This window comes from Marinobacter caseinilyticus (genome assembly GCF_011074955.1).
Lineage (GTDB): Bacteria > Pseudomonadota > Gammaproteobacteria > Pseudomonadales > Oleiphilaceae > Marinobacter > Marinobacter caseinilyticus.
This window is the reverse complement of record NZ_WUQJ01000022.1, coordinates 61,546-86,310: the sequence shown is the minus strand read 5'-3', so window position 1 is coordinate 86,310 and position 24,765 is coordinate 61,546. Positions and strand designations below refer to the sequence as shown.

The 24,765-nt window shown below is 54.6% G+C and carries 30 protein-coding genes; 23 read left to right on the top strand and 7 right to left on the bottom strand.

All coding sequences use genetic code 11. The features are described from left to right. The first annotated feature begins 112 nt into the window (after positions 1–112). Both GRX64_RS11390 and GRX64_RS11385 read left to right on the top strand, forming a co-directional pair. Complete coding sequence (locus tag GRX64_RS11390; RefSeq protein WP_166267268.1) at positions 113–2,878, top strand: ribonucleoside-diphosphate reductase subunit alpha; 2,766 nt, start codon at positions 113–115, stop codon at positions 2,876–2,878. Positions 2,879–2,926: 48 nt separating this feature from the next. Further along, positions 2,927–3,994: a ribonucleotide-diphosphate reductase subunit beta gene (locus tag GRX64_RS11385; protein ID WP_166267266.1), complete on the top strand. Its 1,068-nt coding sequence runs from the start codon at positions 2,927–2,929 to the stop codon at positions 3,992–3,994. Between the two features lie 181 nt (positions 3,995–4,175). Here the strand turns inward: GRX64_RS11385 and GRX64_RS11380 are convergent, their stop codons facing one another. The 7 genes from GRX64_RS11380 to GRX64_RS11350 all read right to left on the bottom strand — a co-directional run bounded on the left by GRX64_RS11380 (position 4,176) and on the right by GRX64_RS11350 (position 9,510). Further along, a complete protein-coding gene (locus GRX64_RS11380; RefSeq protein ID WP_166267264.1) occupies positions 4,176–4,628 on the bottom strand; it encodes a hypothetical protein in 453 nt (150 codons plus the stop codon). Further along, positions 4,610–5,035, bottom strand: a complete 426-nt coding sequence (locus GRX64_RS11375; RefSeq protein ID WP_166267262.1) for a hypothetical protein — start codon at positions 5,033–5,035, stop codon at positions 4,610–4,612. Before GRX64_RS11375 ends, GRX64_RS11380 begins: the two co-directional genes overlap by 19 nt. Before the next feature lies 1 nt (position 5,036). Then, positions 5,037–5,801: a hypothetical protein gene (locus tag GRX64_RS11370; RefSeq protein ID WP_166267260.1), complete on the bottom strand. Its 765-nt coding sequence runs from the start codon at positions 5,799–5,801 to the stop codon at positions 5,037–5,039. 553 nt (positions 5,802–6,354) lie between these two features. Continuing rightward, on the bottom strand, positions 6,355–6,633 hold the full coding sequence (locus GRX64_RS11365; RefSeq protein WP_166267258.1) for a hypothetical protein: 279 nt from the start codon (positions 6,631–6,633) through the stop codon (positions 6,355–6,357). Between the two features lie 291 nt (positions 6,634–6,924). Next, complete coding sequence (locus GRX64_RS11360) at positions 6,925–7,287, bottom strand: hypothetical protein (RefSeq protein ID WP_166267256.1); 363 nt, start codon at positions 7,285–7,287, stop codon at positions 6,925–6,927. Positions 7,288–7,506: 219 nt separating this feature from the next. Beyond that, positions 7,507–8,687 (bottom strand): IS3 family transposase gene (locus tag GRX64_RS11355; protein ID WP_166267254.1). Its coding sequence is split into 2 segments (ribosomal slippage): positions 7,507–8,388 and positions 8,391–8,687, totalling 1,179 coding nucleotides; the frame shifts between segments, so codons are not numbered across the junction. Continuing rightward, entirely contained in the window at positions 8,647–9,510 is an 864-nt protein-coding gene (locus tag GRX64_RS11350; protein ID WP_166267252.1) for a hypothetical protein, read from the bottom strand. Before GRX64_RS11350 ends, GRX64_RS11355 begins: the two co-directional genes overlap by 41 nt. Before the next feature lie 557 nt (positions 9,511–10,067). On the opposite strand from GRX64_RS11350, the gene GRX64_RS11345 reads away from it, so the two are divergent. The 21 genes from GRX64_RS11345 to GRX64_RS11250 all read left to right on the top strand — a co-directional run bounded on the left by GRX64_RS11345 (position 10,068) and on the right by GRX64_RS11250 (position 24,693). Beyond that, entirely contained in the window at positions 10,068–10,349 is a 282-nt protein-coding gene (locus GRX64_RS11345; RefSeq protein ID WP_166267250.1) for a type II toxin-antitoxin system RelE/ParE family toxin, read from the top strand. Between the two features lie 14 nt (positions 10,350–10,363). Beyond that, entirely contained in the window at positions 10,364–10,678 is a 315-nt protein-coding gene (locus GRX64_RS11340; protein ID WP_166267248.1) for a HigA family addiction module antitoxin, read from the top strand. A gap of 112 nt (positions 10,679–10,790) precedes the next feature. Continuing rightward, positions 10,791–11,108 carry a DUF4160 domain-containing protein gene (locus GRX64_RS11335; RefSeq protein ID WP_166267246.1) on the top strand — a complete coding sequence of 106 codons (318 nt, stop codon included), beginning with the start codon at positions 10,791–10,793 and terminating at the stop codon, positions 11,106–11,108. Beyond that, positions 11,089–11,334 (top strand): DUF2442 domain-containing protein, encoded by a 246-nt coding sequence (locus GRX64_RS19790; RefSeq protein WP_166267244.1) that lies wholly within the window; start codon positions 11,089–11,091, stop codon positions 11,332–11,334. The genes GRX64_RS11335 and GRX64_RS19790 overlap by 20 nt, the downstream gene beginning before the upstream one ends. Positions 11,335–11,426: 92 nt before the next feature. Further along, on the top strand, positions 11,427–11,786 hold the full coding sequence (locus tag GRX64_RS11325; protein ID WP_166267242.1) for a hypothetical protein: 360 nt from the start codon (positions 11,427–11,429) through the stop codon (positions 11,784–11,786). A 308-nt stretch (positions 11,787–12,094) separates the two neighbouring features. Continuing rightward, complete coding sequence (locus GRX64_RS11320) at positions 12,095–12,355, top strand: hypothetical protein (protein WP_166267240.1); 261 nt, start codon at positions 12,095–12,097, stop codon at positions 12,353–12,355. 477 nt (positions 12,356–12,832) lie between these two features. Continuing rightward, entirely contained in the window at positions 12,833–13,246 is a 414-nt protein-coding gene (locus GRX64_RS11315) for an SRPBCC family protein (RefSeq protein ID WP_166267238.1), read from the top strand. A gap of 71 nt (positions 13,247–13,317) precedes the next feature. Then, a complete protein-coding gene (locus GRX64_RS11310; RefSeq protein WP_166267236.1) occupies positions 13,318–14,229 on the top strand; it encodes a homocysteine S-methyltransferase family protein in 912 nt (303 codons plus the stop codon). A gap of 650 nt (positions 14,230–14,879) precedes the next feature. Beyond that, on the top strand, positions 14,880–15,950 hold the full coding sequence (locus GRX64_RS11305) for a medium chain dehydrogenase/reductase family protein (RefSeq protein ID WP_166267234.1): 1,071 nt from the start codon (positions 14,880–14,882) through the stop codon (positions 15,948–15,950). Between the two features lie 508 nt (positions 15,951–16,458). Next, positions 16,459–16,890, top strand: coding sequence for a PaaI family thioesterase (locus GRX64_RS11300; protein ID WP_166267232.1), 432 nt, complete (start codon positions 16,459–16,461; stop codon positions 16,888–16,890). Between the two features lie 170 nt (positions 16,891–17,060). Next, entirely contained in the window at positions 17,061–17,534 is a 474-nt protein-coding gene (locus GRX64_RS11295; RefSeq protein ID WP_166267230.1) for a DUF3291 domain-containing protein, read from the top strand. A gap of 314 nt (positions 17,535–17,848) precedes the next feature. Further along, positions 17,849–18,046, top strand: a complete 198-nt coding sequence (locus tag GRX64_RS11290) for a cation transport regulator (RefSeq protein ID WP_166267228.1) — start codon at positions 17,849–17,851, stop codon at positions 18,044–18,046. A 144-nt stretch (positions 18,047–18,190) separates the two neighbouring features. After that, positions 18,191–19,462, top strand: coding sequence for an MFS transporter (locus GRX64_RS11285; RefSeq protein WP_166267226.1), 1,272 nt, complete (start codon positions 18,191–18,193; stop codon positions 19,460–19,462). Positions 19,463–19,701: 239 nt separating this feature from the next. After that, positions 19,702–20,484, top strand: coding sequence for a class I SAM-dependent methyltransferase (locus tag GRX64_RS11280; RefSeq protein WP_166267224.1), 783 nt, complete (start codon positions 19,702–19,704; stop codon positions 20,482–20,484). Between the two features lie 175 nt (positions 20,485–20,659). Further along, a complete protein-coding gene (locus GRX64_RS11275) occupies positions 20,660–21,046 on the top strand; it encodes a cupin domain-containing protein (protein ID WP_166267223.1) in 387 nt (128 codons plus the stop codon). 80 nt (positions 21,047–21,126) lie between these two features. Continuing rightward, positions 21,127–21,252 carry a hypothetical protein gene (locus GRX64_RS19740; protein ID WP_282433947.1) on the top strand — a complete coding sequence of 42 codons (126 nt, stop codon included), beginning with the start codon at positions 21,127–21,129 and terminating at the stop codon, positions 21,250–21,252. Positions 21,253–21,412: 160 nt separating this feature from the next. After that, positions 21,413–21,793, top strand: a complete 381-nt coding sequence (locus GRX64_RS11270) for a phosphopantetheine adenylyltransferase (RefSeq protein ID WP_166267221.1) — start codon at positions 21,413–21,415, stop codon at positions 21,791–21,793. 82 nt (positions 21,794–21,875) lie between these two features. Next, a complete protein-coding gene (locus GRX64_RS11265) occupies positions 21,876–22,259 on the top strand; it encodes a DUF2750 domain-containing protein (protein ID WP_166267219.1) in 384 nt (127 codons plus the stop codon). A 354-nt stretch (positions 22,260–22,613) separates the two neighbouring features. Beyond that, a complete protein-coding gene (locus GRX64_RS11260; RefSeq protein ID WP_166267217.1) occupies positions 22,614–23,360 on the top strand; it encodes an SDR family oxidoreductase in 747 nt (248 codons plus the stop codon). A gap of 250 nt (positions 23,361–23,610) precedes the next feature. Continuing rightward, positions 23,611–24,171 (top strand): LOG family protein, encoded by a 561-nt coding sequence (locus GRX64_RS11255; protein WP_166267215.1) that lies wholly within the window; start codon positions 23,611–23,613, stop codon positions 24,169–24,171. Between the two features lie 78 nt (positions 24,172–24,249). After that, on the top strand, positions 24,250–24,693 hold the full coding sequence (locus tag GRX64_RS11250) for a YtoQ family protein (RefSeq protein WP_166267213.1): 444 nt from the start codon (positions 24,250–24,252) through the stop codon (positions 24,691–24,693). The last annotated feature ends 72 nt before the right edge of the window (positions 24,694–24,765 follow it).

Sequence of the window (24,765 nt, the reverse complement as noted above, 5' to 3'; positions counted from 1 at the left end):
ACCCTGAAAGGTGAGCAGACAACGGTACTGTGGTGCGGCCGAGCGGTCGGGCCCAACCCCGTCCTGTGTACGCGAAGGCTTGGAATTTCAACGCGTATTCAGGAGTATCATCATGCCCGCAACCTCAGTGGCAACCCCCGATCCGGCCAGCCAGGCCGCGCCGTCATCCTTACAGGTCATCAAGCGCAATGGCGCTCTGGTGGCGTTCGACCCGGTAAAAATCAACGTCGCCGTTACCAAAGCGTTTCTCGCGGTCGAAGGCGATCAGGCCGCCGGCTCTGTCCGTATTCATGACAGTGCCCAAAGCGTTACCCGTCAGGTCACCCAGGCGGTGAGCCGGCGTCTGAATGCCGGTGGCAAGATTCACATTGAAGACATTCAGGACCAGGTCGAATTGGCCCTCATGCGCGGCGAAGCACCGCAAATCGCCCGGGCGTACGTACTGTACCGGGAGGCCCACGCCACGGAACGGGCCCGGCAAGCACCGGTGGAGGCGCACCCCACCTTGACCGTGACCCAGGCGGACGGTCGGGTACGCCCACTCGACCTGGGCCTGATGAAGCATCAGGCCGAACACGCCTGCACCGGCTTGGACAGCGTAGACTCAGACCGTCTGGTGCAAGACACCCTGCGCAACCTGTACGACGGCATGGCTGACCACGACGTGTTGCCGGCGCTGGTCATGACCGCACGGGGCCGGATTGAACAGGAACCCGACTACAGTGCGGTCACTGCACGCCTGCTGTTGGAGCAGTTGCGCCAGGAAACCACCCGCGCGCTGGCGTTACCGGCGCACGAACCGCTGGCGGAAGTCTATCCCCGGGCGCTGGCGGCCTACATCGAAACCGGCATCCGCCGGGAACTGCTCGACCCCGCGCTGGCGGAATTCGATCTGGCCCGTCTGGGCCAGGCGCTGAAACCCGAGCGTGATGGGCAGTTTGGCTTCCTGGGCCTGCAAACCCTGTACGACCGATATTTTATCCACTGGAACGGCCAACGCCTGGAGCTGCCCCAGGTGTTCTTCATGCGCGTCGCCATGGGGCTGTCGCTGCGCGAAGACGACCCCAACGCCCGCGCCATCGACTTCTACAACCTGTTGTCGTCGTTCGACTACATGGCCTCGACCCCCACGCTGTTTAACAGCGGCACCCGGCACTCCCAGTTGTCGTCCTGTTACCTGACCACGGTCAGTGACGACCTGGGCAGCATCTATGGCTCGGTGCGGGACAACGCCCTGTTGTCGAAATGGGCCGGCGGTCTGGGCAACGACTGGACCCCGGTGCGGGCCATGGGCGCCCACATCAAAGGCACCAATGGTAAAAGCCAGGGCGTGGTGCCGTTCCTGAAAGTGGTGAACGATACCGCCGTGGCCGTCAATCAGGGTGGCAAGCGCAAGGGCGCGGTCTGCGCCTACCTGGAAACCTGGCATCTGGACATTGAAGAGTTTCTGGAACTGCGCAAGAACACGGGCGACGAGCGTCGCCGCACCCATGACATGAACACCGCCAACTGGGTGCCCGACTTGCTGATGGAACGGATGCGGGACGACGCCGACTGGACCCTGTTCTCCCCCAACGACACCCCGGACCTGCACGACCTGTTCGGTACGGCCTTTCGCACGCGTTATCAGGAATACGAGGCGATGGCCGCGCGGGGCGAGCTCAGCCTGTTTAAAACCCTCCCGGCGAAACAGCTGTGGCGCAAGATGCTGACCGTGCTGTTCGAAACCGGTCATCCGTGGATCACTTTCAAAGACCCCTGCAACCTGCGGTCGCCCCAGCAGCATCAGGGCGTGGTGCACTCATCGAACCTGTGTACCGAAATCACCCTGAACACCAGCGAAGACGAAATCGCCGTCTGTAACCTCGGTTCCATCAACCTGGCCGCCCACATTCGCAACGGCGAACTGGACGTGCCGCGGTTGGAGCAGACCGTCAACACCGCCGTGCGCATGCTCGATAACGTCATCGACATCAATTACTACGCGGTGCCGCAAGCGCGCGAATCCAACCTGCGCCATCGGCCTGTGGGTCTGGGGCTGATGGGATTCCAGGACGCCCTGTACGCCCTCAAACTGCCCTACGCCAGTCCGGACGCCGTTGAGTTTGCCGACCTCACCATGGAGCAGATCAGCCATTTCGCCATTCGCGCCTCTGCCGAGCTGGCAGCTGAGCGGGGCGCCTACCCGACGTATGAGGGCTCGTTGTGGTCGCAGGGCATTCTGCCCATCGACTCCATCGACATACTCCGCCATGGCCGACGCGAGGGTGAGCTGACCGTGAACACCGACCGCCGGCTCGACTGGACCGCCGTGCGCGCGGCCGTTCGCCAGCACGGCCTGCGCAACTCCAACCTCATGGCGATCGCCCCGACCGCGACCATCGCCAATATTGTCGGGGTGTCCCAGTCCATTGAGCCGGCGTATCAGAACCTGTTCGTCAAATCGAACCTGTCGGGCGAGTTCACCGTGGTCAACCCTGCGCTGGTGCGAGACCTGAAAGCGGAGGGTCTGTGGGACAACGTGATGGTCAACGACCTCAAATACTTCGACGGGTCGGTGCAACGGATCGACCGGGTGCCCGCCGACATCAAGGCCCGCTACGCCACCGCGTTTGAGATTGACGCCCGCTGGCTGGTTGAAGCCGCCGCCCGGCGCCAGAAGTGGCTGGACCAGGCCCAGAGCCTGAACCTGTACATGGCCGAAGCCTCGGGTAAAAAGCTGGATGCACTCTACCAACTGGCGTGGGAGCGCGGCTTGAAAACCACCTATTACCTGCGCTCACTCGGCGCCACCGGCGCTGAGAAAACCGCTCCGGTCGCCGCGCCCCAGCCGCAGGTCTGTGCCATTGACGAGCCCGATTGCGAAGCCTGTCAGTAGCCCAACCGACAGTCCGACTGCAAACCCGATTTTAAAAGGATCTACACCATGCTCAACTGGGACAACGAACCCAAGACCGCAGACACTCGCACCTCCACAGCCGCCAACGGTGCGCCGCAACCTGTCAACGTCGACGACAAGCGTGTCATCAACGGCACCACCGACATCAACCAGTTGGCGCCGTTCAAGTACCCCTGGGCCTGGGAGTACTTCATGAACGCCAACAAAAATCACTGGACGCCGCTGGACGTCAACATGGCCCAGGACATTCACGATTATCACCACCGCCTGACCGGGCCGGAAAAACACGTCTATGAAAACGTCCTGGCCTACCTGACCACCTCCGACATCCTCGCCATGCGCAACATTGGCCTGGCGGTGATGGAAAAGATGAGCGCGCCGGAGCTGCAGATCTACCAGGCCCGGCAGGTCTATGAGGAAGCCATGCACACCTGGGCCTACCAGCACTGCATCGAAACCCTGAACCTGGACCAGAGCGAGATCTACAATCGCTACCGGGTAGTGCCGGAAATCAACGGCAAAATCCAGCTCGCCAACCGACGCCTGGACGCCGCCATGCGACCCGGCATGAACCTGCGCAACCACGACGACCTGGAGGAATTCATCATGTCCTACCTGTTCTTCGCCGCGGTGTTCGAGGGTACCTGGTTCTACAATGGCTTCAGCCCTATTTTTGCTTTGCAACGCCGGGGCCTGATGCGAGGTACCGGCGAGCAGCTGCAATACATACTGCGGGACGAAGCCATGCATTTCTCATTCGGCTTGAAAGTGGTCAGCCAGATCCTGGAAGAAGAAAACATCACCCTCGACCCGAAAGCGGTCGGCCAGATGTGGGACGAGTCTGAGGCCGCCGAAAAAACCTACGCCAACTACATTCTGCGTGATCCCATCCTCGGCTATTCCGCCGATTACCACACCGAGCAGTTCCGTTTCGTGGCCAACCGGCGGGCCCGTACGGTCGGCCTGGAAGCACCGTTTCCCGGGGCTAAAAACGTCTCCCCCTGGCTGGATGAGCAGGCCACCCTGCGCAAAGAGAAAAATTTCTTCGAGACCCGGGTGATCGAATACCAGACCGGGGCGCAACTGGAATGGTAAAGACTCACTGACCCTCAACCCAGCGGACTGCGCACCCCGGCAAAGCCCTACCCCAAGACATGGGTATGGATTTGCCTCGTTCGCAGGTTAACAGGTGCGCAAGTCCGCATGACCGAGCAGGTCCTGAACCGTGCGGATGTCGTTGCCGCGCTCAAAGGTAAAATTCACAGCATTTCGCCTGTCAAAGTGCAGTTGCCTCGGCGCACTCAAAAATTGCAATACCCTCATACCAGTCTGTGTTTGTGGGATAATTCACCAACTCCAGGCGGGCCTGGTGCGGCCCCCCAGCAAAGGATGCGCTGGCAGCACGTATGCTGTGGCCGCTTTCAATATTCTGTGCCTCCACATAAAAATCCATCAACTTTGTTGTCCCAGAATGGATCTGCGTGCGACCAGTAATAACACGGAATCGAAAAGTATCTGTTTCGTAGACGGTGGCTTGGCCACCGGCTTCGCCCTGCATACCGGTCAGCCTCACGGTGGTGCTCTCCATCAGTCCGTTTTCAAATCCAGGATACTGGTCGGCAGTTATGGTGCAGAGCAGACCCGTTTGACTTGATGCATTCACTGGGCAGGCAAGCAGCAGTGTTGTTATGAACCAATTAGAGTGGCTTTTTAGTTTTGATTTGGGCATTGGGACATGTCTCTCGTATAGACGATAAAAGTAGAACGAAGTCCAGAACTGTGTGCTTCGCACGCTTGATAGCCTTGTTCCTCAAGTACGGAAAAATATTGGCTTTCAATCAGCCAACCAAGTGCGAACAATGCGACAATGGCAAGCAGGAAAAAGTTGCCCTGATGCTTGCGCCAATGATTATTTCGAGAGCGACTGAATTTGCGATCGATCACGGTAGCCAAGTGCAGAATTGGCAGTATTAATGGCAGCAGTAAATATCGCATGCCTGTTTGTGCTTCGATTAGCAACTCGTCTCTGGCTATAGCTTGGAGGGTCAACCACCAAAGCCAAAAACAGAAAATGGCAAACGCACATGCCAATAACTGCATCAGAAAAGTAATTAAAAAGGTAACGTTTTTTTGCATGTTAGTAGTGCATGCCGCTTCCAACCATATTTCGGATTGCCTCATCGATGAGACCACGTTCAAATCGTAGAATCTGCCGGGCGAGCTCTCCAAAAGTGCTATCGTGAGCCGCATCCAAACCCTTGATCAAGGCTTCTGTCACACCGAACCTTCGGTCTAGGTGGTCTAGCGTGTATCCGGTCGCAACGCCGACGGCAATTGCAGCGACCAGAGGTCCTGCGGCAATAGTTGTAACGGTGCCGGCAACAAAAGCTGCAGCAGAGCCAATCAATGTTGCTAAGCCTAATTTTACTAAGTCAGTAGTCGTTTGCCCGATCAGTTGAGTCAATGTGGTTTTTTCGTTCAAAAGGTGTTGTAAAACACTAATGGGTACGGTGAGGTAGATAGTGAGGCGCGCGCCGCTAATCAAATTCCGGTTTACGTTTTTGCGACCGATAGCAAGGTCAACAACCTTTGGGTGGGTGTCTAAATAGCGAGTGCTTGTAAGGTGTTGGCGCAGGCCTGGGTAGCCTTTAATTACTATATAAACGTCACCACCAACGTTTTTTGCAACAGCGCGACCAGTCAGCCCAATTTCATTAATTAGACGTCGTGCAAGCAAGACGTCTTGAACGGGTGAAATAAGCGAAGCAATGGATTTTGCATCGGCGTTGCCGGAAATCTCTTGAAGCCTCTTTACTAGCTCATGAAATTGTTTCTGTGACATGAGGTGAAGCTGTTCCGGATGAGCATTGATAGTGGCGCTTAGTGTTTTCTGGTTCGACATCCTTGATCCCTCTTAATTGCCTGAATACGTGGGTGTACTGTTCACTTCTCAGATTCATTGGCTCCATGCTGGCGACGAAAACGACGAGCGCAAGCCATACGTTTTGCTAAGGAATGTTGTAGACATAGTGATAGGCGGGATATATATGTTGTGGCTTATGTTCTTCAGGCCGATTCATTTGCAAATCCCTATGCAATGACTGCCGAACATTAACAGCACACCTTTTGGGAGGCAATTGCAAAAAGCGGAGCTACTAAAACTGGCAGTAACCCTCCCATATACCGCTACCGAAGTCGGGCAGCAACCTACTTCGGTATTTGGGTGATGATAGTAATTCGGCGGATACATCGAAACCGGTATTCAACTCGAGCGTTCGACCTCTAAATGGCCTGATTTTGAACTGGCATCCTTGTGCCTGGAAGTACTTCATGAACGCCAAAAAATCCAATGGACGCCATTGGCCGTCAATACGACCCAGGGCATTCACGATTTTCATCACCGCCTGACCAAGCCCGGAAAAAACGTCTCAGCCTACCTGATCACCTCCGATATTCTAGCGATGTAAACCTTTTACCAGATCTGCACCCAAACCTTGAACCTGAACTGGAGAAAGATCGACGATTGATATCGGGGGGATTACCCAGGCAAATAGCGAGGTATTGATAAAGCCAAAATCAATGGTGCCGCTATCCCAGTAGTCGCCGGTTGCCTTCAGCTTTTTCTTCAGGCGACGGGTTAATGTGAGCCTTAGGACCAGTAGTCCAAGGATCATGCTCGAAACGCCTCCAAGTGTTATATAACCAAAAAAGATGTACAACGGCATATCAGTCATGATCACCACCGGTCATAGATCTGCCCCGCGATATTCTTGACGGCATAATCCGCTCCAACTGCCGCTGCACCTCCAGCAACGATTCCAATAGCAAGCCCAACAGGCGTGATAGCGATAACAGCGCCAATCATCATGCCCGCAAAGATGCCAACTCCAAACGAAACACCCTCAAAAACCGCTTTTCGCTCCCAGTTGGGATCGTTGTTTTCCTGCTGAGGTAAACATCGTTGGCACGCAGATAGCCATCAAGCGGCGCACTGTCCGCCCGTCCACCTGGCCATTTCTTTAAGACTATGGCTTAAAGAGGTAAAAAAAAGGAGCGCTCAGGAACATCACCATCAAACCGTAGATTGCTCCATAGGCGACAGCCCTTTCAAACCAGTTCGCGAAAGACCTGACGTCCAGGCCAGGGTAGAGCAGTTGATATTTTTTAAGCCTCTGGAACCAAGGCATTGTGCAGGCCCAGGCAAATATCGCGGTATTGAAAAGGCCAAAATCAATGGTGCCGCTATCCCAGTAGTCGCCGGTTGCATTCAGCTTTTTCTTCAGGCGACGGGTTAACGTGAGCCTGAGGACCAGAAGTCCAAAGAACATGCTTGCCCCGCCTCCAAGTCCGATGAAAGCAAAAAAGATGTCCAACGGAATATCAGTCATGATCACCACCAGTCATACACCCGCCCCACGAGATCCTTGACCAAATAATCTGCTCCAACTGCCGCTGCACCTCCGGCAACGATTCCAATAGCAAGCCCAACAGGCGTGAAAGCGATAACAGCGCCAATCGCCATGCCCACAACGATGCCGGCTCCAAACGACACACCCTGAACAACCGCTTTTCGCTTGGAATTCCCCCAATAAATTGGACACGCCCCATCAGTTGATTCCCTCGAACTCTATCGGAGTCCGGTAACCAAGACTACTGTGCAGCCGTTGGCTGTTATAGAAGCGCTCAATATAGTTATTTATATGTTTCCGTAACTGCCGCATGGTCACGAAGCTGGTCGCGTGTAGTAATTCTCCCTTCAACGTCTTGAAGAAGGACTCCACCTCCGCATTGTCCGTGCATTGGCCAGGTCGGTTCATGCTGTGTCGTACCCGGTACTGATTCAGCAGAGCTTGCGTCTTGTGAGCACGATATTCGATACCACGATCGGTATGGAACAATAAGTCCGAGGCCGGTTTCCGGCTTGTGAAGGCCTCCCTGAGCGTGGCCTTTGCAAAGTCTGCGCTCAGATTCTCACCGAGTCGCCAACTGATGATGCGCCGTGAGTACAGATCTAGCACGACCGCCAGGAACACGTATTTCTTACCCAGCTTGATGTAGGTGACGTCGCTACTCCATTGCTGGTTAGCTGCGGCTGGTTTGTCGGCCTCCAGTCGATGATTGGGCAGAGCTTTCAAGTCTTCCCTGAGCTTCCTCATTCGGCGATACACACGAGCAACGCGGGCTTTCATCCCCCATTCCCGCATGATCTTCGCAACTCGATTCTCACCCACAACGAGACCCTCTCGACGAAGGGCCTGATAGACCCGTGGACTGCCATAACGGCTTTTGCTGTCGTTGTAGACCCTTCGGACCTTCAACAGCAAATCCGCATTCTCAGCAGCTCTCTGGCTGGGCTTCCGCTTTGCCCAGGCGTAGTACCCAGACCGCGAGATCCTCAGGTGACGACAAAGCGCCTTTACTCCGTGCTGTCCCCGGTGTTTCCAGACGAACCTGAACGCTTCCGTCGTTCCTCGGCCTGAAAACGTTGAAACTTTTTTAGGATGTCATTTTCCTCCTGAAGCTCCGTTATCCGGCGTTTCAGACGGTTGATCTCATCCCTCTCCTTCATCAGTTTTTTGGCTTCATCAGGCGCTTTCTTTACCCGCTTCATGGCGAACCTTCCTTCCCGGTATTCCTTTCGCCAGCGTGACAGCATGAAGGGATGAATATCCAGCGCCTCGGCCACCCCTTTTACACTACGGTGAGGCTGGTAGCTCCACTCCACTGCTTTGACCTTAAATTCAACGCTATACCTTTGCGTCTTCTTCCCCGTGTTCATTGCAGGCATCGCTCTTCTCCCTCTTCGGAGTTATCGATGCGTGTCCACTACACTGGGGGAAGTCCAGCTCCCAGTTGGGATCGTTGTTATTCCGGCTATGGTAAACACTGTTGGCACGCAAATAGCCATCGAGCACGATAAACCCGGGGCCGACCACACGGCCAGCCTTGGCAAGCCTGGAGAGCTTTTGCACATCCGCTATATCGCGTACAGGAATGGACTCCCACACGGTCCGACCGGCCGCATTGGTGGTCTGGCGCATTCTGAAGGTGTTGTTGTTCAGGTAGTTCAAGGACTTGGCATGGAGAATCTGGTTCATTTCCTTGAAGGTGGCTTGCGCTCGCAATTTTGCGGCGTTCACCATTCTGGGAGCCGCCCGGTGATTCTTCATATCCTCATAGTTCTTGTTTGCAAGGTCGTATTTGTTGATGGCGCCCAACACCTTGCTGGATTGTGCGACGGCGGCGCCCATGCCGTTGCCACCAAACGTGTTCAGGTCACCAATGACATTAGGGATTTTGGTATCCCATAGCAGGTCGGCCAGTCCCATCACGGCGGCGCCACCGGCATAGCGACTCAGGTGCGCTAGCGTCTGTTGTTCTTCAAACGTACAGGCTCTTATCGGACCCAGACCTACAGATTCACCCTGATCAGCTGACGGCACGGCGACTGGCCTGTTGGGTGGGCAGATGGAATTGTTACCAGCGGATAACCCGTTGGCAGACAGAAACTTTTGCTCAAATTCCTCGGAGGTCATGTCCGCAGGACAGATGTTTTTGGCGAGCTCCTGAGAGGAGAATACAGTTCTGGGGTAGTAGATTGATGAGGCCATAGTTCTTCCTTGAATATGTGTTGTTCATGTGCGGTGCTTCCTGCAATGCGAAAACTAACAAACTTTCCCTGAGTGCGCCACCGGCCTTGCGCGAATTGAGGATCGCTATCTGCCTTCAATCTGTCGAGTACCCAGGCTTTCTGCATCAAGAGGCCCGGCGGCTTGGCCGTCAGCAATGGTATTGTGGTTTTCGGGTTCGGATAGCTCACCGAGCTATCCCCTGGCTTTCGCCCCCAAAAAATCATCGGTGCCCGGAAACCGGGACAGATTTATTTTTAGGCCTGTCGAACTTGCTTAAATAATTCTGTCCCGGTTTTGCAATGAAAAAAAAGAAAGAAATATGGGGATAGTAGTCGGAATAATCACTTTTGTAGGTGCCGAACTCACCAATATCGCCGGAACTCATTGACCTAAAGCTATTTTCTGCCTAGTTTTAAACGTTACTTTTTGGAAATATGAGTCGCGGGCAAAATGGTCGTGGAGACTTATATACAAATGTTATGCAGTTGCTAACCGCCGTATTGACACGTGTCACGTGACAGAATACACTTTGTCGCATGATCAAATCCTTCGCTGACAAACGAACTCAAGAGCTGTACGCCAAAGGCAAGACAAAAAAGTTTCCTGCGGATGTCGCACCGAGAGCTGCCAGAAAACTTGAATACGTGAATCTGGCCGGACAGTTGGAGGACTTGAAGGTGCCGCCCGGCAATCGCCTTCACCCACTTTCCGGAAACAGGCAGGGGCAGCACTCGATTTCAATAAATGATCAGTGGCGTATCTGTTTTCGTTTTGAAGACGGCGATGCGTATGAGGTCGAAGTGTGTGACTACCACTGAGTGAGGTGATGATTATGGCTATTCCTAACACTGCCGGCATGCAACGCAAGCCGACTCATCCGGGTGAAATGCTGAGAGAGGACTTCCTGCCGGATTATGGCCTGACGGTTGCGGGGCTGGCTGAATCTCTGGGTGTCTCTCGCCAGTCAGTTAATGAATTACTGCGCGAGCGCCGCGCTGTCAGTCCGGAAATGGCGCTTCGGCTTGCCCGTTTGTTTAGTAACTCTCCGGAATTTTGGTTGAATGCGCAGCGATCTGTTGATCTTTGGACGGCGGCTCAGTCGGTCAAGAAAGAAGTTGATCGGATCAAGCCGCTACATGCTGCATAACTAAGCCATGCACCGGATGCCAAAACCTCTGCTTCGCGCCGGTTTTGCCACCGGTGATGGGGGGCGTTATGCAAGGAAACAATAATTCACCTAGGCGATAAGGAGATCGAGAATGCCTAAACTATACGAGTACTTGGGAATAGTTCTGTTTTTCTACAGCAACGAACATGAGCCGATACATGTGCACGGAAAGCACTGCGGTAGAGAGACCAAGGCGGAGATCCACTTCTTGAATGGGCGCATCCAGAAAATTACTCTTAAAGATAAAGGTCCAGGTCTGGAGACTAAAAAGCGGAAGGAGTTCGAGGAATTCGTTCGCGCCTATGCGGAGGACATCGTCAACCAGTGGGTAGACTATTTTGTGAAAAAGAAGCCTATTGTCCCAAAGATCATCACTCAAAAGGTGCGGAATGTCCGAGCTATCTATTAAAAAGGTAAAGCACGTAAAGTCTCATATCCTGGAACTGACGTTCAGCGACGGCCACATACAGCTTGTTGATTTCGCTCCGTTCATTTTCTCCAATGGACACCCGGACTACGACCGGTATAAGACAGAGGAAGGATTTTTGACCTTCGACGTAGTTGACGGAAATCTGAATTGGGATGATTACACGATGATATTCCCTGTAGAAGACCTTTACCGGGGCAAAATATAGTTGTGCATAAAAAGCCAAAGCAGCCGACCGCAATAAGCGCCGGTACTTATAGCGGCGGTTGTTTGGAGCGTTATGGCTATCGGATGTAAGCTTTGAGTAAAGCTCGTATCTACGAACATGAAGGCAATCTTCGCCTGTCTATGGGCGAGGACTATCAGTATTCACCAACTTCCGTACTGGCCTTTTTGCGCAGCCAGGCTTCTGTCGAAGTTCTTTCGAAGAAGTCTAGGCTTCTTACCGATGACTATCAGGCAGAATTTAAATTTAAAAATCACGACTTCGTTCTCTGCACTCCAGGCGATAGCATTGATATCTTTCCTATTAACGATGCGCCTGAAGAAGTAACTAGGCAGCTATACCAGACATTGGACAGATTTCGGCGGGTAAGTGTTTTGAGGTGGATGAGCACATGGTTTTATCTATTGTTGCGTCCATTCAACTACCAGCCATAACAAGTCGCTTAAGTTTGTTTCGGCCCAAACGGGCCTCGACCGGACGGCCTTGTCAGGCCGCCGCTTAGCTTGGCTACATGGAAAAGTTCGGAGAACTAAGTGAAAAAAATCCAGTTTTATCGGATCGTAAGTCAAGGAAGGAAAGCATCATCAAAGACTCTCCTGCGTTTTTCAATATTGAGGAAAATCCATCAGCTGTTGGTGCAGAGCCGCTGTATGAACTGGAGATTGCGAGCCAAGTCTCAAGGTGGTTTGATTCAGACTCTTGCTATCAAGCATGAGCTTAACCAAACCTCGCGAGAGCCATCATGTACATGGAAACCACTCATGGCTGGTATGACAAGTTCTATCCATACCGGAAGACAATTCTCCCGATGAATTTGCATTACAAGTATTGGCGGGAGCTGGGTGTCACCAAAGAGAACTTGGAATGCCCTTTTTATAATATTGAGTTTGGCATCATCCTCCTGGCTCGCATAACGGCTCGAGTCAAAGATCCCACATCAAGAAAAGTAGCAACAATATACCATTTCCTCGGCACAGAAAAAGTTAATGAATATGGCGCCTGAGTAGCAAAGCTCATGCAAGAAAAACCATGGGTACAGCAAGGGTGCGCGGCATGAAAAAAGCAATCATTGTGTGTGTAATTGTGTCGGCGCTAATTGCCAGCTACATGCTACATATTGTATGTAGGTCTTCAGCACAATGCGATGGGAGAGTTTTGCGTTAACGCTGATGCGCCTAAGTGCGAATTAGATTATGGGTATGCTTTTGGCATATGGACAACCTGGTTCCTGGCATTGGCCCTAACCAGTTCAGGACTGGTGACTTTAGCCAAGATCATAATGGGCGGCCCCAACCGGTCATAACAAGTGGGGGAATTCCACCGGTACTACGCTGCGGCAGCTTACCCAAGGCCTTAGTTGCCACGCGTGCCGACTTCAGGGCTTGTAACGGTGTCGATTTTCATTTGCCCTATTCGACAAGTTCGTGAGGCTATGATCAAAGGCCTTATTGCTTCCGCTATGACCCCGATAGGAGTGAGTATGAAAATTTCAATCGAAACTGAAGTAAATGCGCGTCTGGATACGGTTTGGAACGCTTGGGTGACGCCTGAGGATATTACTCGTTGGAACTTTGCCATCGAAGAATGGTGTTGCCCGAGAGCAGAGTTGGAGCTTGAGGCAGGTGGCAGCTTCAACTACCGGATGGAAGCGAAAGATGGTTCAGCGGGTTTTGATTTTGAGGGGAAGTTCACTGAAATAAACCCTTGCAAATCGATTCACTCCAAGCTTGGAGATGATCGTAAAGTTGAGGTGCAATTTATAGAAACACAAAACGGCGTTAAGGTCATAGAAACTTTCGAAGCGGAAGCTGAGAACTCAGCGGAACAGCAAAGGCAGGGCTGGCTCAGTATCCTGAATAACTTCAAGAAGCACGTTGAGAGCAAGAACAACTAACAAAGTGCTCAGGGGACGCTTCGCGCCCCTGAGCTCTGGCGTTAACGAATTAAATTCCCCGAGAGTTTCAAATGAGAGAGCTCCTAGAAAATCATCGCTTTATTCTAGCCGAGGCAGCTGTTGTCGAAAGACTCCGTCGCAGCAAGAGGATAGAGCTGGACAAGAGTTTAGTTCACGCCCCTTTGATCTACAGTGACGAGGGTAGAGCAGAGTTGCGGAGCGTATACGATGAATACTTAGGCATCGCCGAGACTACCGATCGACCTATATTGCTTTGTACACCTGCTTGGCGGGCAAACAAAGAGAGAGTGCAGGCTTCAAATTACTCACAGAGCATTAATGTTGAGGCGGCACATTTCCTCAAGGAACTGGTTGCCGAAGAGCCCAGGAAAGTACCCGTTAAGATCGGTGGTTTGATTGGCTGTAAAAACGATTGCTATTTGCCTCAAGAAGGATTGTCACTGGATGAGGCAAGCAAGTTCCATACATGGCAGATCAAAGAGTTAGCTAGCGCAGGAGTTGATTTTTTAATTGCAGTCACGTTGCCTTCAGTCGAAGAGGCAGCTGGCATTTCTCAAGCAATGGAAGCCACGGGGTTGCCTTACATCATAAGTTTCGTGATGGGTTCTGATGGCAGGGTCTTGGATGGAACGAGCATTCAGAGGGCAATCGAATGTGTCGATGCCAGGACCACAACCACAACTAAACCACTTGGCTATTTTATAAACTGTTCCTATCCGTCATTTTTGAACCCATCGAGTTTGTCTGGAAAAGTCTTTGAAAGGTTAATCGGTATACAGGCCAACGCATCCTCTCTTAGCCATGATGAGCTAGAAGGTTCCAAAGAATTGAGGTCCGAATCCGTCGAGGAGTGGGGCAGATTGATGGCCGGTTTAAATAGAGATTTCGGCATAAAAGTGCTTGGTGGTTGTTGTGGCACGGATAGAAAACATCTCGAGTATTTAACGGAAAATATCCGCTAGCGCAGAACAGAAGTTGAGTGGTCTAAGGTTGGTGCCCTGCATTCTTTTTATTAACAAATCAGGCCAGCGGACGCGTGAGACGCGCCGTTGCCTTCAGCGTTAAGAATCACCCGTGAGTAACTCCGAAGTCTTCTTGCATGTCCAAAACCAGAGGGGGCAGACGGATTTTTTCGGACCAGTATGTTCAAATTTAAATTGATCTTAATCTTGCGGATTTGCTGAGCAAGCACCGCCGCTGAATATTGGCGTCATGGCCCCAAACCAAATGCAAAGTTGGTCGCGTGAAATCAAACCTCCTCACAAGTTTTATCGTTGGCGTGATCCTGCCCTGGGCCTATTTTCTGATGGTCGCTGTGGGTCCTGTCCGGGAAGTTGGTGAGTCAGGGGAGGTGATTGGAAAATCAGGGGTTGCGGGTTTCATCCAGTTCCATGGTTTTGCTGATGCCTTGTTGATCTACGTCCAGGCAGGCGCGGTGTGTGCTGTGTTAGCTTTCTGTATAGGTTGGCTGAGAGACGCTGTGGATCATGGTCTCATGCCCAAGCTGTAACAGTTCGCATCCGTACGTGGCGTTCGGCCGTGGGAGCCGGCAGAGTGCCTGTCGTTTGTGATGCTGCAAAAGTATGGTTGACCCAAAGGAAGGGGCTGGGCCATGAAACAGACACGGATCATTGTTAACCGTTATGGCGGACCTGATGTGCTTCGGGTGGTGCAAGACGAATGCCCGGAACCTGATCATGGCGAGGTGCGCGTTAAAGTATTGGCAGCCGGAGTTGGCATGCCCGATGTTATGGCACGCGAAGGTGTGCATCCAGAAACACCGCGCGTGCCCTACACGCCGGGTTGGGATCTGGTTGGGGTAGTGGACAGGCTTGGTGACGGTGTCGGTAGTGTTGAACCTGGACAAAAGGTAGTCGCGATGCCAATCCATGGCGCTTATGCCGAGTGTGTCTGCTTGCCTGAATCTGAGCTGGTGCCACTACCATCTGATCTCGACCCTGCCGAAGCCGTCAGCATGGTGTTGAACTATGTCACGGCGTACCAGATGCTGCATCGTACCGCTCATGTTACATCCGGTCAGCGCGCGCTGATTCATGGGGCATCAGGGGGGGTTGGCACAGCGCTCCTGCAGTTGGGTCGACTTGCCGGGCTGGAAATGTACGGAACCTGTTCCTCTTCGCAGGGAGCATCGGCTGTTTCCGGACTGGGTGCGACACCGATTGATTACAAGCAGCAGGACGTCATAGCGGAAATCCGCCGTCTCACTGCGGAGGGTGTGGATGTTGTCTTTGATCCAATCGCTGGCACCCATCTCTGGCAATCCCGCCAGGCTCTGCGTCGTGGTGGTAAAGTGGTGGGTTATGGTACAACCACCACACTACGTAACGTAGGGCTGGATTCCGGTCGCACTGGTCGGCGACATCGTCTGCATGGCATCCCCATATTCGGGCTATACATTATGTGTGGTTGGCTGCTGCCTGGACGAAAGCGGATTATTCCCTACAGTATTCAGACACTCAAACGGCTCAAGCCAGAATGGTTCAGGCAGGATTTGACCTCTCTGCTCAATCTGCTGCAACAGCGAAAGGTCAAACCACTTGTGGCGCGACGATTTCCCCTTACCGAGGCAAGACAAGCGCACGAGTTGCTCGAGAAGGGAGGCGTGGTAGGTAAAATCGTACTCATGCCCGGGTCAACCTCACTCGAGTCAGGAGCGACATAACAGCGGCATGCAGTAAGCTGTGCTTCACGTAGCCGTGGATGCCAACCGTTGAATCCCGATGATGCCTAAGTGTAAGAGTTGTACATTGACGTTGGCCAAAGCGGGTACCGTCAGGCTGAATGCAGCGCCTCAATTCGGTAACCCTGTCAGTGCATTTCTGTGGACTGGGGACACGAAAAGCCAAATCTCACTGTTGTGTTTCTTGGCGGCCAGCGCATCCGGCTTCATTTTCCAAAATACGTTGGCCGCGTTGGTCACGCTGGTTTTTTTGGGGTATCACCTGCTCTTGATCAACGACCCGAAGCAGCTCTACAAATGCCCAAACTGCTCTCAAATGTATGTTGGTGATTACCTTTTCGCGTATCGTCGAGACGACGATCTGTACGTGTAATATGGCAAGGCGTTGTCGTTCGCTCGGGGCTTTACGGCCTTCCACCGGGCGCCCATTTCGCTGTGCTACCTGGGCGCCTCCAGGCAAAAGCAGTCTACACATGACCGGTAGGAAACTATGAAAATTGAGGAAATGACAGGGTTGGAAATATTACAGGCCATGGTGCTTGGGGAATTGCCGCCTCCGTCAATTACGACCACCATTCCAATGTCACTGATTAAAGTCGACGAAGGAGAGGTGGTGTTTCATGCAATGGCTGATGATTCGCACCTTAACCCTTTGGGTGGCGTTCATGGCGGTTTTGCCGCAACGGTGCTCGACTCGGTAACCGGCTGCGCGGTTCATACGTTGCTGGGTTCGGGGGTTGGGTACGGCACCATTGATCTCAATATTAAGATGATACGACCCGTGCCTAAAAACGAAGAGTTAATAGCCGAGGGCCGGGTCATTAACCTCTCCAAGTCATTAGGGATATCCGAAGGTACGTTAAGAAGCCAGGGCGGCAAGCTACTTGCCACCGCGACGGCAACGTGCATGATCATTAAGTGATGCATCGTATAGTCAGAGACGCTTAATCGGGCTCCGTCAAACGGTCACTCAAAAAGCACGAGACACCCATAACTTGTTTGGCCCGCCCTGCCTGTGCAAAACCACGCATGGGCGGGACTCTCGATCGCTGGCCGCTGCGCTTGGCGTTAAATGTGTTCAGGGAGGCAACTGTGACCAACCACCATATCGCCCAACTCAACCTTGCCAGGCTCTTGGCTCCGATCGACTCTCCTCAACTCTCAGACTTTGTGGCCAACCTGGACAGAATCAACGCGCTGGCGGATGACGCTCCGGGATTTGTCTGGCGCCTGCAAACCGAGGAAGGAGACGCCACCGGGATCGACTTCTTTGGCCCTGATCAGATCGCAAACCTATCACTATGGGACTCGATAGAGGCCTTGCACCACTACGTCTACCGTACGGCGCACGTTGAGATCCTGCGGCGCAAGCAAGAGTGGTTTCATAAAGCCGGGGCCGCTTACATGGTGCTTTGGTGGGTTCCCGCCGGTCATATTCCTTCCCTTGAAGAAGCTTCCCAAAAGCTGGACAAGTTGCGAGAGCAGGGGCCAACGAGTGAGGCGTTCACCTTCAAAAAGGCCTTCCGTGCGCCTGAGCCGGGAGGCGGTACGTCAACCGACACATAGGGTGAGGACGATCCCGCCACTTAATCGATAGCGGCCGTTCGCCCCGACCCATGGCCTTGCAACCGAGGCCCGTTTTGCACTGCTTCACGGGTGCCGCTAAGTAAGCGCCTTCGATTGCCCCTGCGCAGCCCCTGTGATGATAGTAAATTCATGGTGAAGACGCTCTTCATGCTCTGTGTGAGGGTTACGCTTTTTGCGTCCGAGCCTGCTGTCCGCAGAGGATGTCCGATAAAAGCTTCAAGCCTGTCAGGGTCCCGGTGTGTTTTAGTCGGGACACCGGGGTGCCACACCCAGGGGCGAGGAGGAAACCGGCCATGCCGTACACATCGATCCACGATCTGCCAAAAGCGCAGGTCCAAAAATATACAACACACCAGAAGAAAGCTTTCCTTGAGGCATTCAATAATGCGTACAAGGAATACGGTGGCGACGAGAGCAAGGCGTTTGCGGTGGCGCACCACGCCGCCCAACAGTCGAGTAGGACGGCCAGCAAGGACGGAGGTGGCCGGTGAGCACTTTGGCGCTCGCGCATCGGAATAATCGGGAGCCCGCTTGAATCCGGCCAGCACAACTCCTAGGCTGACAGTGTCCGGTGTTTGGCGTGCGAGACGTTCGCCGGCGGCCGGTTTCCTCGACACGGGTCTGGCGGAGGCGGTATGAAGTCTCTCTCGAGCACAGGGTTTGCGCTCTTTGGTGCAGCGCTGGTCGCGATCAGTTACGGGCTCGCACGCTTCGCCTTTGGACTGTTTGTACCCCCTGTCCGCGCCGAGCTGGAACTAACGCCGGACGTGATCGGCATTATCGGCGCACTGCCGCTCATCAGTTTCTTGTTGGCCACACTGGTTGCGCCGCATGCCGCCGATCGCCTCGGTGCCCGTAATACGGCGGTACTGTCCGGTGCTTTCGGGGTTGGGGGGCTGGCGGTGATTAGCCAGGCCTCTGGCCCGCTATCGCTGGGTGTGGGTGTGTTCGCCTGTGGCATCTGCACCGGCCTGATGATGCCGGCCCTCACGGCCGCCATGCAGGTTCTGGTGAATCGCTCGGTGCATGGGCGCGTCAGCGCGGTCATGAACGCCGGCACCAGCGTTGGTGTCGCCGTTGCCGTCCCGGCGGTGCTGTTCCTGGCGGGCGCCTGGCGTTTTGCGTACCTGTCCTTTGCCGTCCTGGCGGCCATCGGGGTGGTTGCCGCCTGGTACTTTATACCCTCGGTGTCGCGGATCGTGCCGTCGAACGCCGCACCGCCGCCGCCGATCAGTGCCTTGCAGTGGGCGCGCCTGTTCAGGCTCTCGCTGTTCGCATTCGTGATGGGCTTCGTCTCCTCCGCGTACTGGATTTTCGCACCCGATCTGGTGGTCACTCTCGGCAACCTGTCGCCGGGCGCGACCGGGTGGCTGTGGCTGGCGGTTGGCACGGCTGGCCTTGGCGGTGCCGTGGTCGCCGATCTGGCCGATCGCAACAACCCGCCCATCACGCAGGCGCTGATGCTGATGATGCTGTCCACGAGCCTGGCATTGCTTGCGGCCAGCCCCGGCCAACTGGTGCTCGCGGTATTTTCCGCGCTGGTCTTTGGGCTGGCCTATATGAGTCTGACGGGACTGTATCTGATGACCGGCATCCGCCTGTTGCCGGGCCGGCTGTCGATGGGGCCGGTATTGCCCTTCATGGCTATCTCGCTCGGGCAGGCGGCCGGCTCGCCCGTCGTCGGCCTACTGGTAAATGAACTCGGCTACGCCAATACGTTTGCCGCGTTCTCCGCAATCGGCATACTGGTGGCAATGTTGTCGCCACTGTACCCGCGCTACATTGACCATGGGCCGGAGGAAGAGGTTGAAGACGAAACCGGCCTCCAGGCGGCGTACGATCACCAGCTTCAGGGCGCGGACGGTGAGCCATTGAGACCAGTCACGGCAGACGCTGAAAACCGGTAGCCAGACCGACAAACCGGAGCAACCGGGAACCCCATGAGGCAGATTGCTGAGGTCGTTCTGTTTGTGGGCGAAGCGTGCCACACCCTCGGGCTACAAATTTAGCCAATCCTTAATCACATCTTGGTCGGATCGCACTCAGGCCGATCAGCCTTGTGCTATGTTTTCTAATAGGGTCGCTCCCTTTGGGCCCTGATATTCGGGCAACGTCAGGGAACCTCTGATCAAGGGAAACATCGGTCATGAAAGACGCATGGGAATCTGGTGATCCGTACGAATATTTCATGGGCAGGTGGAGCCGCCTGGTTGCTCAGTCTTTCATTGACGGGCTACCCCCCTCAAGCGGGTTAACGTGGCTGGATGTCGGGTGTGGTACGGGGGCCTTGAGTCAGGCCATTTTCCAAAAGCGGGAACCGTCTGGAGTGATCGCCATTGATCAGTCCAAGGCGTTTGTTGCGTCGACGCAGGAGAGGCTGGGGGCGCAAGCTCAGTGTCGCGTCGGCAATGCGCTTGAGTTGCCTTTGACAGACCATTCCGTGGATTGCGCCGTCTCCGGCCTGGTACTGAACTTTATTCCAAACCCGGAAAAAGCGCTTCGGGAGATGCGTCGCGTTACCCGTCCCGGTGGAACGGTTGCCACCTATATTTGGGATTACCCCGGGAAGATGGAGTTTCTAAAGTATTTTTGGGATGCGGTGGTTTATCTGGATTCTGCGGCCTCGGATCTGCATGAGAGCACACGATTTTCCGATTCGACCGATGCCGGTTTGAAAACACTGTTTCGAAAAGCGGGACTCGCTCAGGCAACGGTCGAGGCGATTGAGATCGACACGATTTTCGAAAGTTTTGATGACTTTTGGCAGCCCTTTCTGGGCGGCCAGGGGCCGGCCCCTACCTATGTGCTGTCCCTGGACGCGCCTGAAAGGAATGAGCTGCGAGCGCGTCTCAAAGAACGATTGCCCATCCAGGCCAATGGCCAGATTCCTCTGGTTGCCAGGGCCTGGGCGGCCAGTTGCAGTGTGTGAGGGAAGAAACCGGAACCGGTCTATTGGCGGGCAGGCGTAATCGACAGGCAGGGTCGTGAATCCAAATGGGTGGTATGGGTGGTATGGGTGAATGGCGATACGGTTTTGCCGGCCAATCCGGTTATGGCACTAGACTCTAAGGCAAGCCATCCGGCTTTTACCCGAGGGTTGCACGATGCGTATTGCAAAAGAAGACATTCCTGTTCAGTTGGATGTACCCGGCGCTACTGCCAGGCAGCAACGCGATTTCGGTGATGTGACGGGTTACAAAACAATGGGTGCCGAGTATTTTTCCTTCGGTGCGGGCACGGACATCAGCGAATTGTTGCACGGGCTTAAAGGTGACAATTGCCAATGCCCGCACTGGGGCTATGTGGTCAACGGCGCAATCTCAGCACTGTATACCGATGGCGCGGAGGAAACATCGAAGGCGGGGGATCTTTTCTACTGGCCGCCCGGGTGCAGTGTCAGAGCCGAAGAAGTGACCGACATTGTGATGTTCAGCCCACAGCACGAGCACGGTGTTGTGATCGATCATATCAAGCAAAAATTAGGCAACTGATTCACAGAGGGCAAACTGGGGCAGTTCTGTTCTGCCGTTCCTTCACCAACTCGGACCTGATCGATGAAATTAACCGGCAAATGGAACAGGTCAGCGTTATTTCCGCGCAGGGCCAGGCGTGTATTTCTTCCGTGACGTCCGGCATTGCCGAGGTGGAGCAGGGCGTGACCAGTTTCGCCAGTCTGGTACACCGCCTGACCTTATAATACGGCGGGATAACCCGACTGACGCTGGCCAAAACAGGTAGGCAGTCGCAGAGCGCGGGTCATGTCCGGTAACGGTGACCCCTGCGAGCTTGAAGGCGTCGTTCAATTGCATTGAAATACACCGAAGTGCTTCCCGTTAACGTCATGGAGGTCCAGGACCATGGAAAGGTGCATCACCGGTCTCTTGGTGCTCGTTGCCGTCATTCATCTCTTGCCCGTGTCCGGAGTTCTCGGTTCCGAGCGTCTGGCCGCGCTTTATGGCATGTCGCTGGATGAGCCCAATCTCGAGATTTTAATGCGCCACCGGGCCGTGTTGTTTGGGCTGCTGGGTCTCTTCATGATGTACGCCGCCTTCAAGCCCGCACTCCAGCCAATGGCATTCATTGCCGGCTTCATCAGTCTCGTTTCCTTCATCGCCCTCGCCTGGTCTGTCGGCGGTTACAACGAAGCCGTCCGCCGGGTTGTCTTTGTGGATATTATTGCGATAGTGGCGCTTGGTCTGGCAGCAGGCGTCTATGCCATTGGCCGCCACCGACGCTGAATCGCCAACTCGTCGAGTGCGTTCGTGCAAACGGCTGCGCGCCGCGTTACGGTTATCAGTAAATCAACCAGCGAGTAACGATATGAGTGAAGATCCAATAACGAGTGTGCTCGGGTGGAGCGGTGAAGAACGGTTCGACTATTTTTTGAGCCAAGTGGTTGAGGGCAGGGAATTTTGGATACTGGTCAATGCTGAGAATCGTTTTCTCAAAATAGTGTCTGAAGACGGGGATATCGAGTATTTACCGGTTTGGCCTAATTCCGATTTTGCCGTTGATTACGCCAAAGGGTCAGACGGCCTGGTTCCGAAAAGTATCTCGCTGCCGGAATTTTTCAAAAAGTGGATTCCCGGCTTAAGCAAGGATGGACTGGATATTGGCGTGTTCCCGGGTTCCGATAAAACCATTTGGATAATGGCGCCGTCAGAACTGAAAAACGACTTACAGGACGAACTTTCACATATCTGAAGGAAGCAACAACAAACCATTACGGCGGCCATCACAGGGTTACCTGGTGACATTCGTCACCTAAGGCACGTTCAAGCGCGGGCTGTTTGCTCAAGGGGTAGCCCCCAGTTTGCCGCTGGCTGACACGGCGTTGAAGTCGAAAGCGGAGGTTGCCACCGTGTTCGCACGGCTGTCTGTGAGCCTTACGAACGGCATCCGGGTCGGCCGCTGCTGAGAGTATGCCCCTGACTTTCGGATGCCGGACCGGGCGCCGGCTCCCGAACTCCCTGAAAACTACCTTGCGCAGTGCCACGGAGACTCTACAGTTATGGCAGGCAGAGGCCTATCGAGCAGGTAACATGCGGAGCCAAAACGATGGATAAAGTAATGATTATTACCGGCGGTAGCCGGGGTATTGGCGCGGCAACCGCCAGGCTGGCGGCGACCGCCGGCTACAAGGTCTGTGTCAGTTACCGGCTTGACCGACAGAGTGCCGACGCCATTGTCGATGAGATCAACCGGTCCGGCGGCCTGGCCACAGCGATGCAGGCGGATGTGGCGGTGGAAACCGATATCGTCCGGCTTTTCGAGGAGGTGGATAACCGGCTGGGTCCGGTGACGGCACTGGTCAACAATGCCGGTATCCTGGAAACGCAGATGCGCGTCGACGACATGAACGCAGAGCGTCTGGCCCGGGTGTTTGCGGTCAATGTCACCGGCAGTTTTATCTGTGCACGGGAGGCGGTGCGTCGCATGTCGACCAAACACGGCGGTAAGGGCGGCGTCATTATCAACCTGTCCTCGATTGCCGCTCGCCTTGGCGCACCCAACGAATACGTGGATTACGCCGCCGCCAAGGGCGCCATCGACACCTTCACGATAGGGCTGGCCAAAGAAGTTGCCGGCGAAGGCATCCGGGTCAACGCCGTTCGCCCCGGCCTCATTGACACCGACATCCATGCCAGCGGCGGCGAACCCAATCGCATCGAGCGTCTGAAACACACCATCCCCATGCAACGGGGCGGCCTGGCCGAGGAAGTCGCACGCGCCATTCTATGGTTGGCGTCGGAGGACGCATCCTACTCGACGGGTACTTTCGTGGACGTGTCGGGGGGGCGGTAATCGCGACAGACCGGGTCGCGCCGATGGCTCGCTTCAGGGGTGAACGCAGGGTTCTTGCTCAGCGAGCGGTGGCTTCTATAATTTGCCCGCTACCGGTACAAAATGCGCCCTATCCCACAGCGGTGTCGTCGCCAGACGGCCTTGATCGGCTTTTGGTGCTGAGTTTTGTTACCCGATTCCAGAGCGACCATGCAGGGCTTGTTGTCGAGATGAGTGGGAATGTGACGGCAAGCCAAGGTGAGGAGAGGAAATGAAACTGGCGGTATTTTGTGGCTCAAGTCCGGGTAACAATGCACGTTATGCGCAATCGGCCGCCGACTTGGGGGCGTTCATGGCCGGCAAAGGCATTGATTTGGTGTTTGGCGGTGGCCATGTTGGTCTGATGGGTGCCATTGCCGATGCTGTATTGGCTGGTGGTGGCAAGGTTTACGGAGTGATCCCGGAATCCTTACTGGACCGCGAGCTGGGGCACACAGGCCTGACGCAACTGCAGGTGGTGGCGGACATGCACGAGCGCAAGGCGGCGATGGCGGCCATGGCGGACGGTTTTGTCGCGTTGCCGGGTGGCCCGGGCACCATGGAGGAGCTGTTTGAAGCCTGGACCTGGGCCCAATTGGGGTATCATGACAAACCGTGTGCGCTCTACAACGCCTTTGGTTTTTACGACCACCTGCTGGCGTTCATTGATAAAATGGCCGATGCCGGCTTCCTGAAAGCCGACCATGCCAACATGTTGATGGTGGAGTCGAGCCCGGAGGGTCTGATTCAGGCTATGGAAGGCTACAAGCCTCCCGCCAGCAAGTGGTCTTAGCCAAGGGGCCTGACAGGGACGCTCTGATCCGCCAGCGGCAACAGTGTGTGAAACAAACTCTTAAAACAGGACAGCAGTATGATTTGGACAGTGTATCTCTCCGGTGAAATCCATACCGACTGGCGTGAGCAGATTCAGGCGGGCGCCGAAGCCGCAGGCCTGCCGGTGGACTTCACCGCGCCGGTGACCGATCACCAGGCCAGTGACGCCGCCGGCGATGTGTTGGGGGCGGAGGACAACGGCTTCTGGCGTGATCACCAGTCGTCCAAGGTAAACGCCATCCGCACCAGGACGCTGATTGAAAGCTGTGATCTGGCGGTGATTCGATTCGGGGATAAATACAAGCAGTGGAACGCCGCCTTTGATGCCGGTTTCTGCGCCGCTTTGGGTACGCCCTACATTACCCTTCACGACGCTGACATCGTGCATCCGCTGAAAGAAGTTGATGGGTCTGCCATGGCTTGGGCCAAAACCCCCGAGCAAGTGGTTGAAGTGCTGAAGTACGTGACGACTGCGCGCTAAAGCGCCTCCCACTCAGTCTCGTGACGATTCTCCTGCGGGGCATGCTGCGCCTATAATTTAGAGGATTGCAGG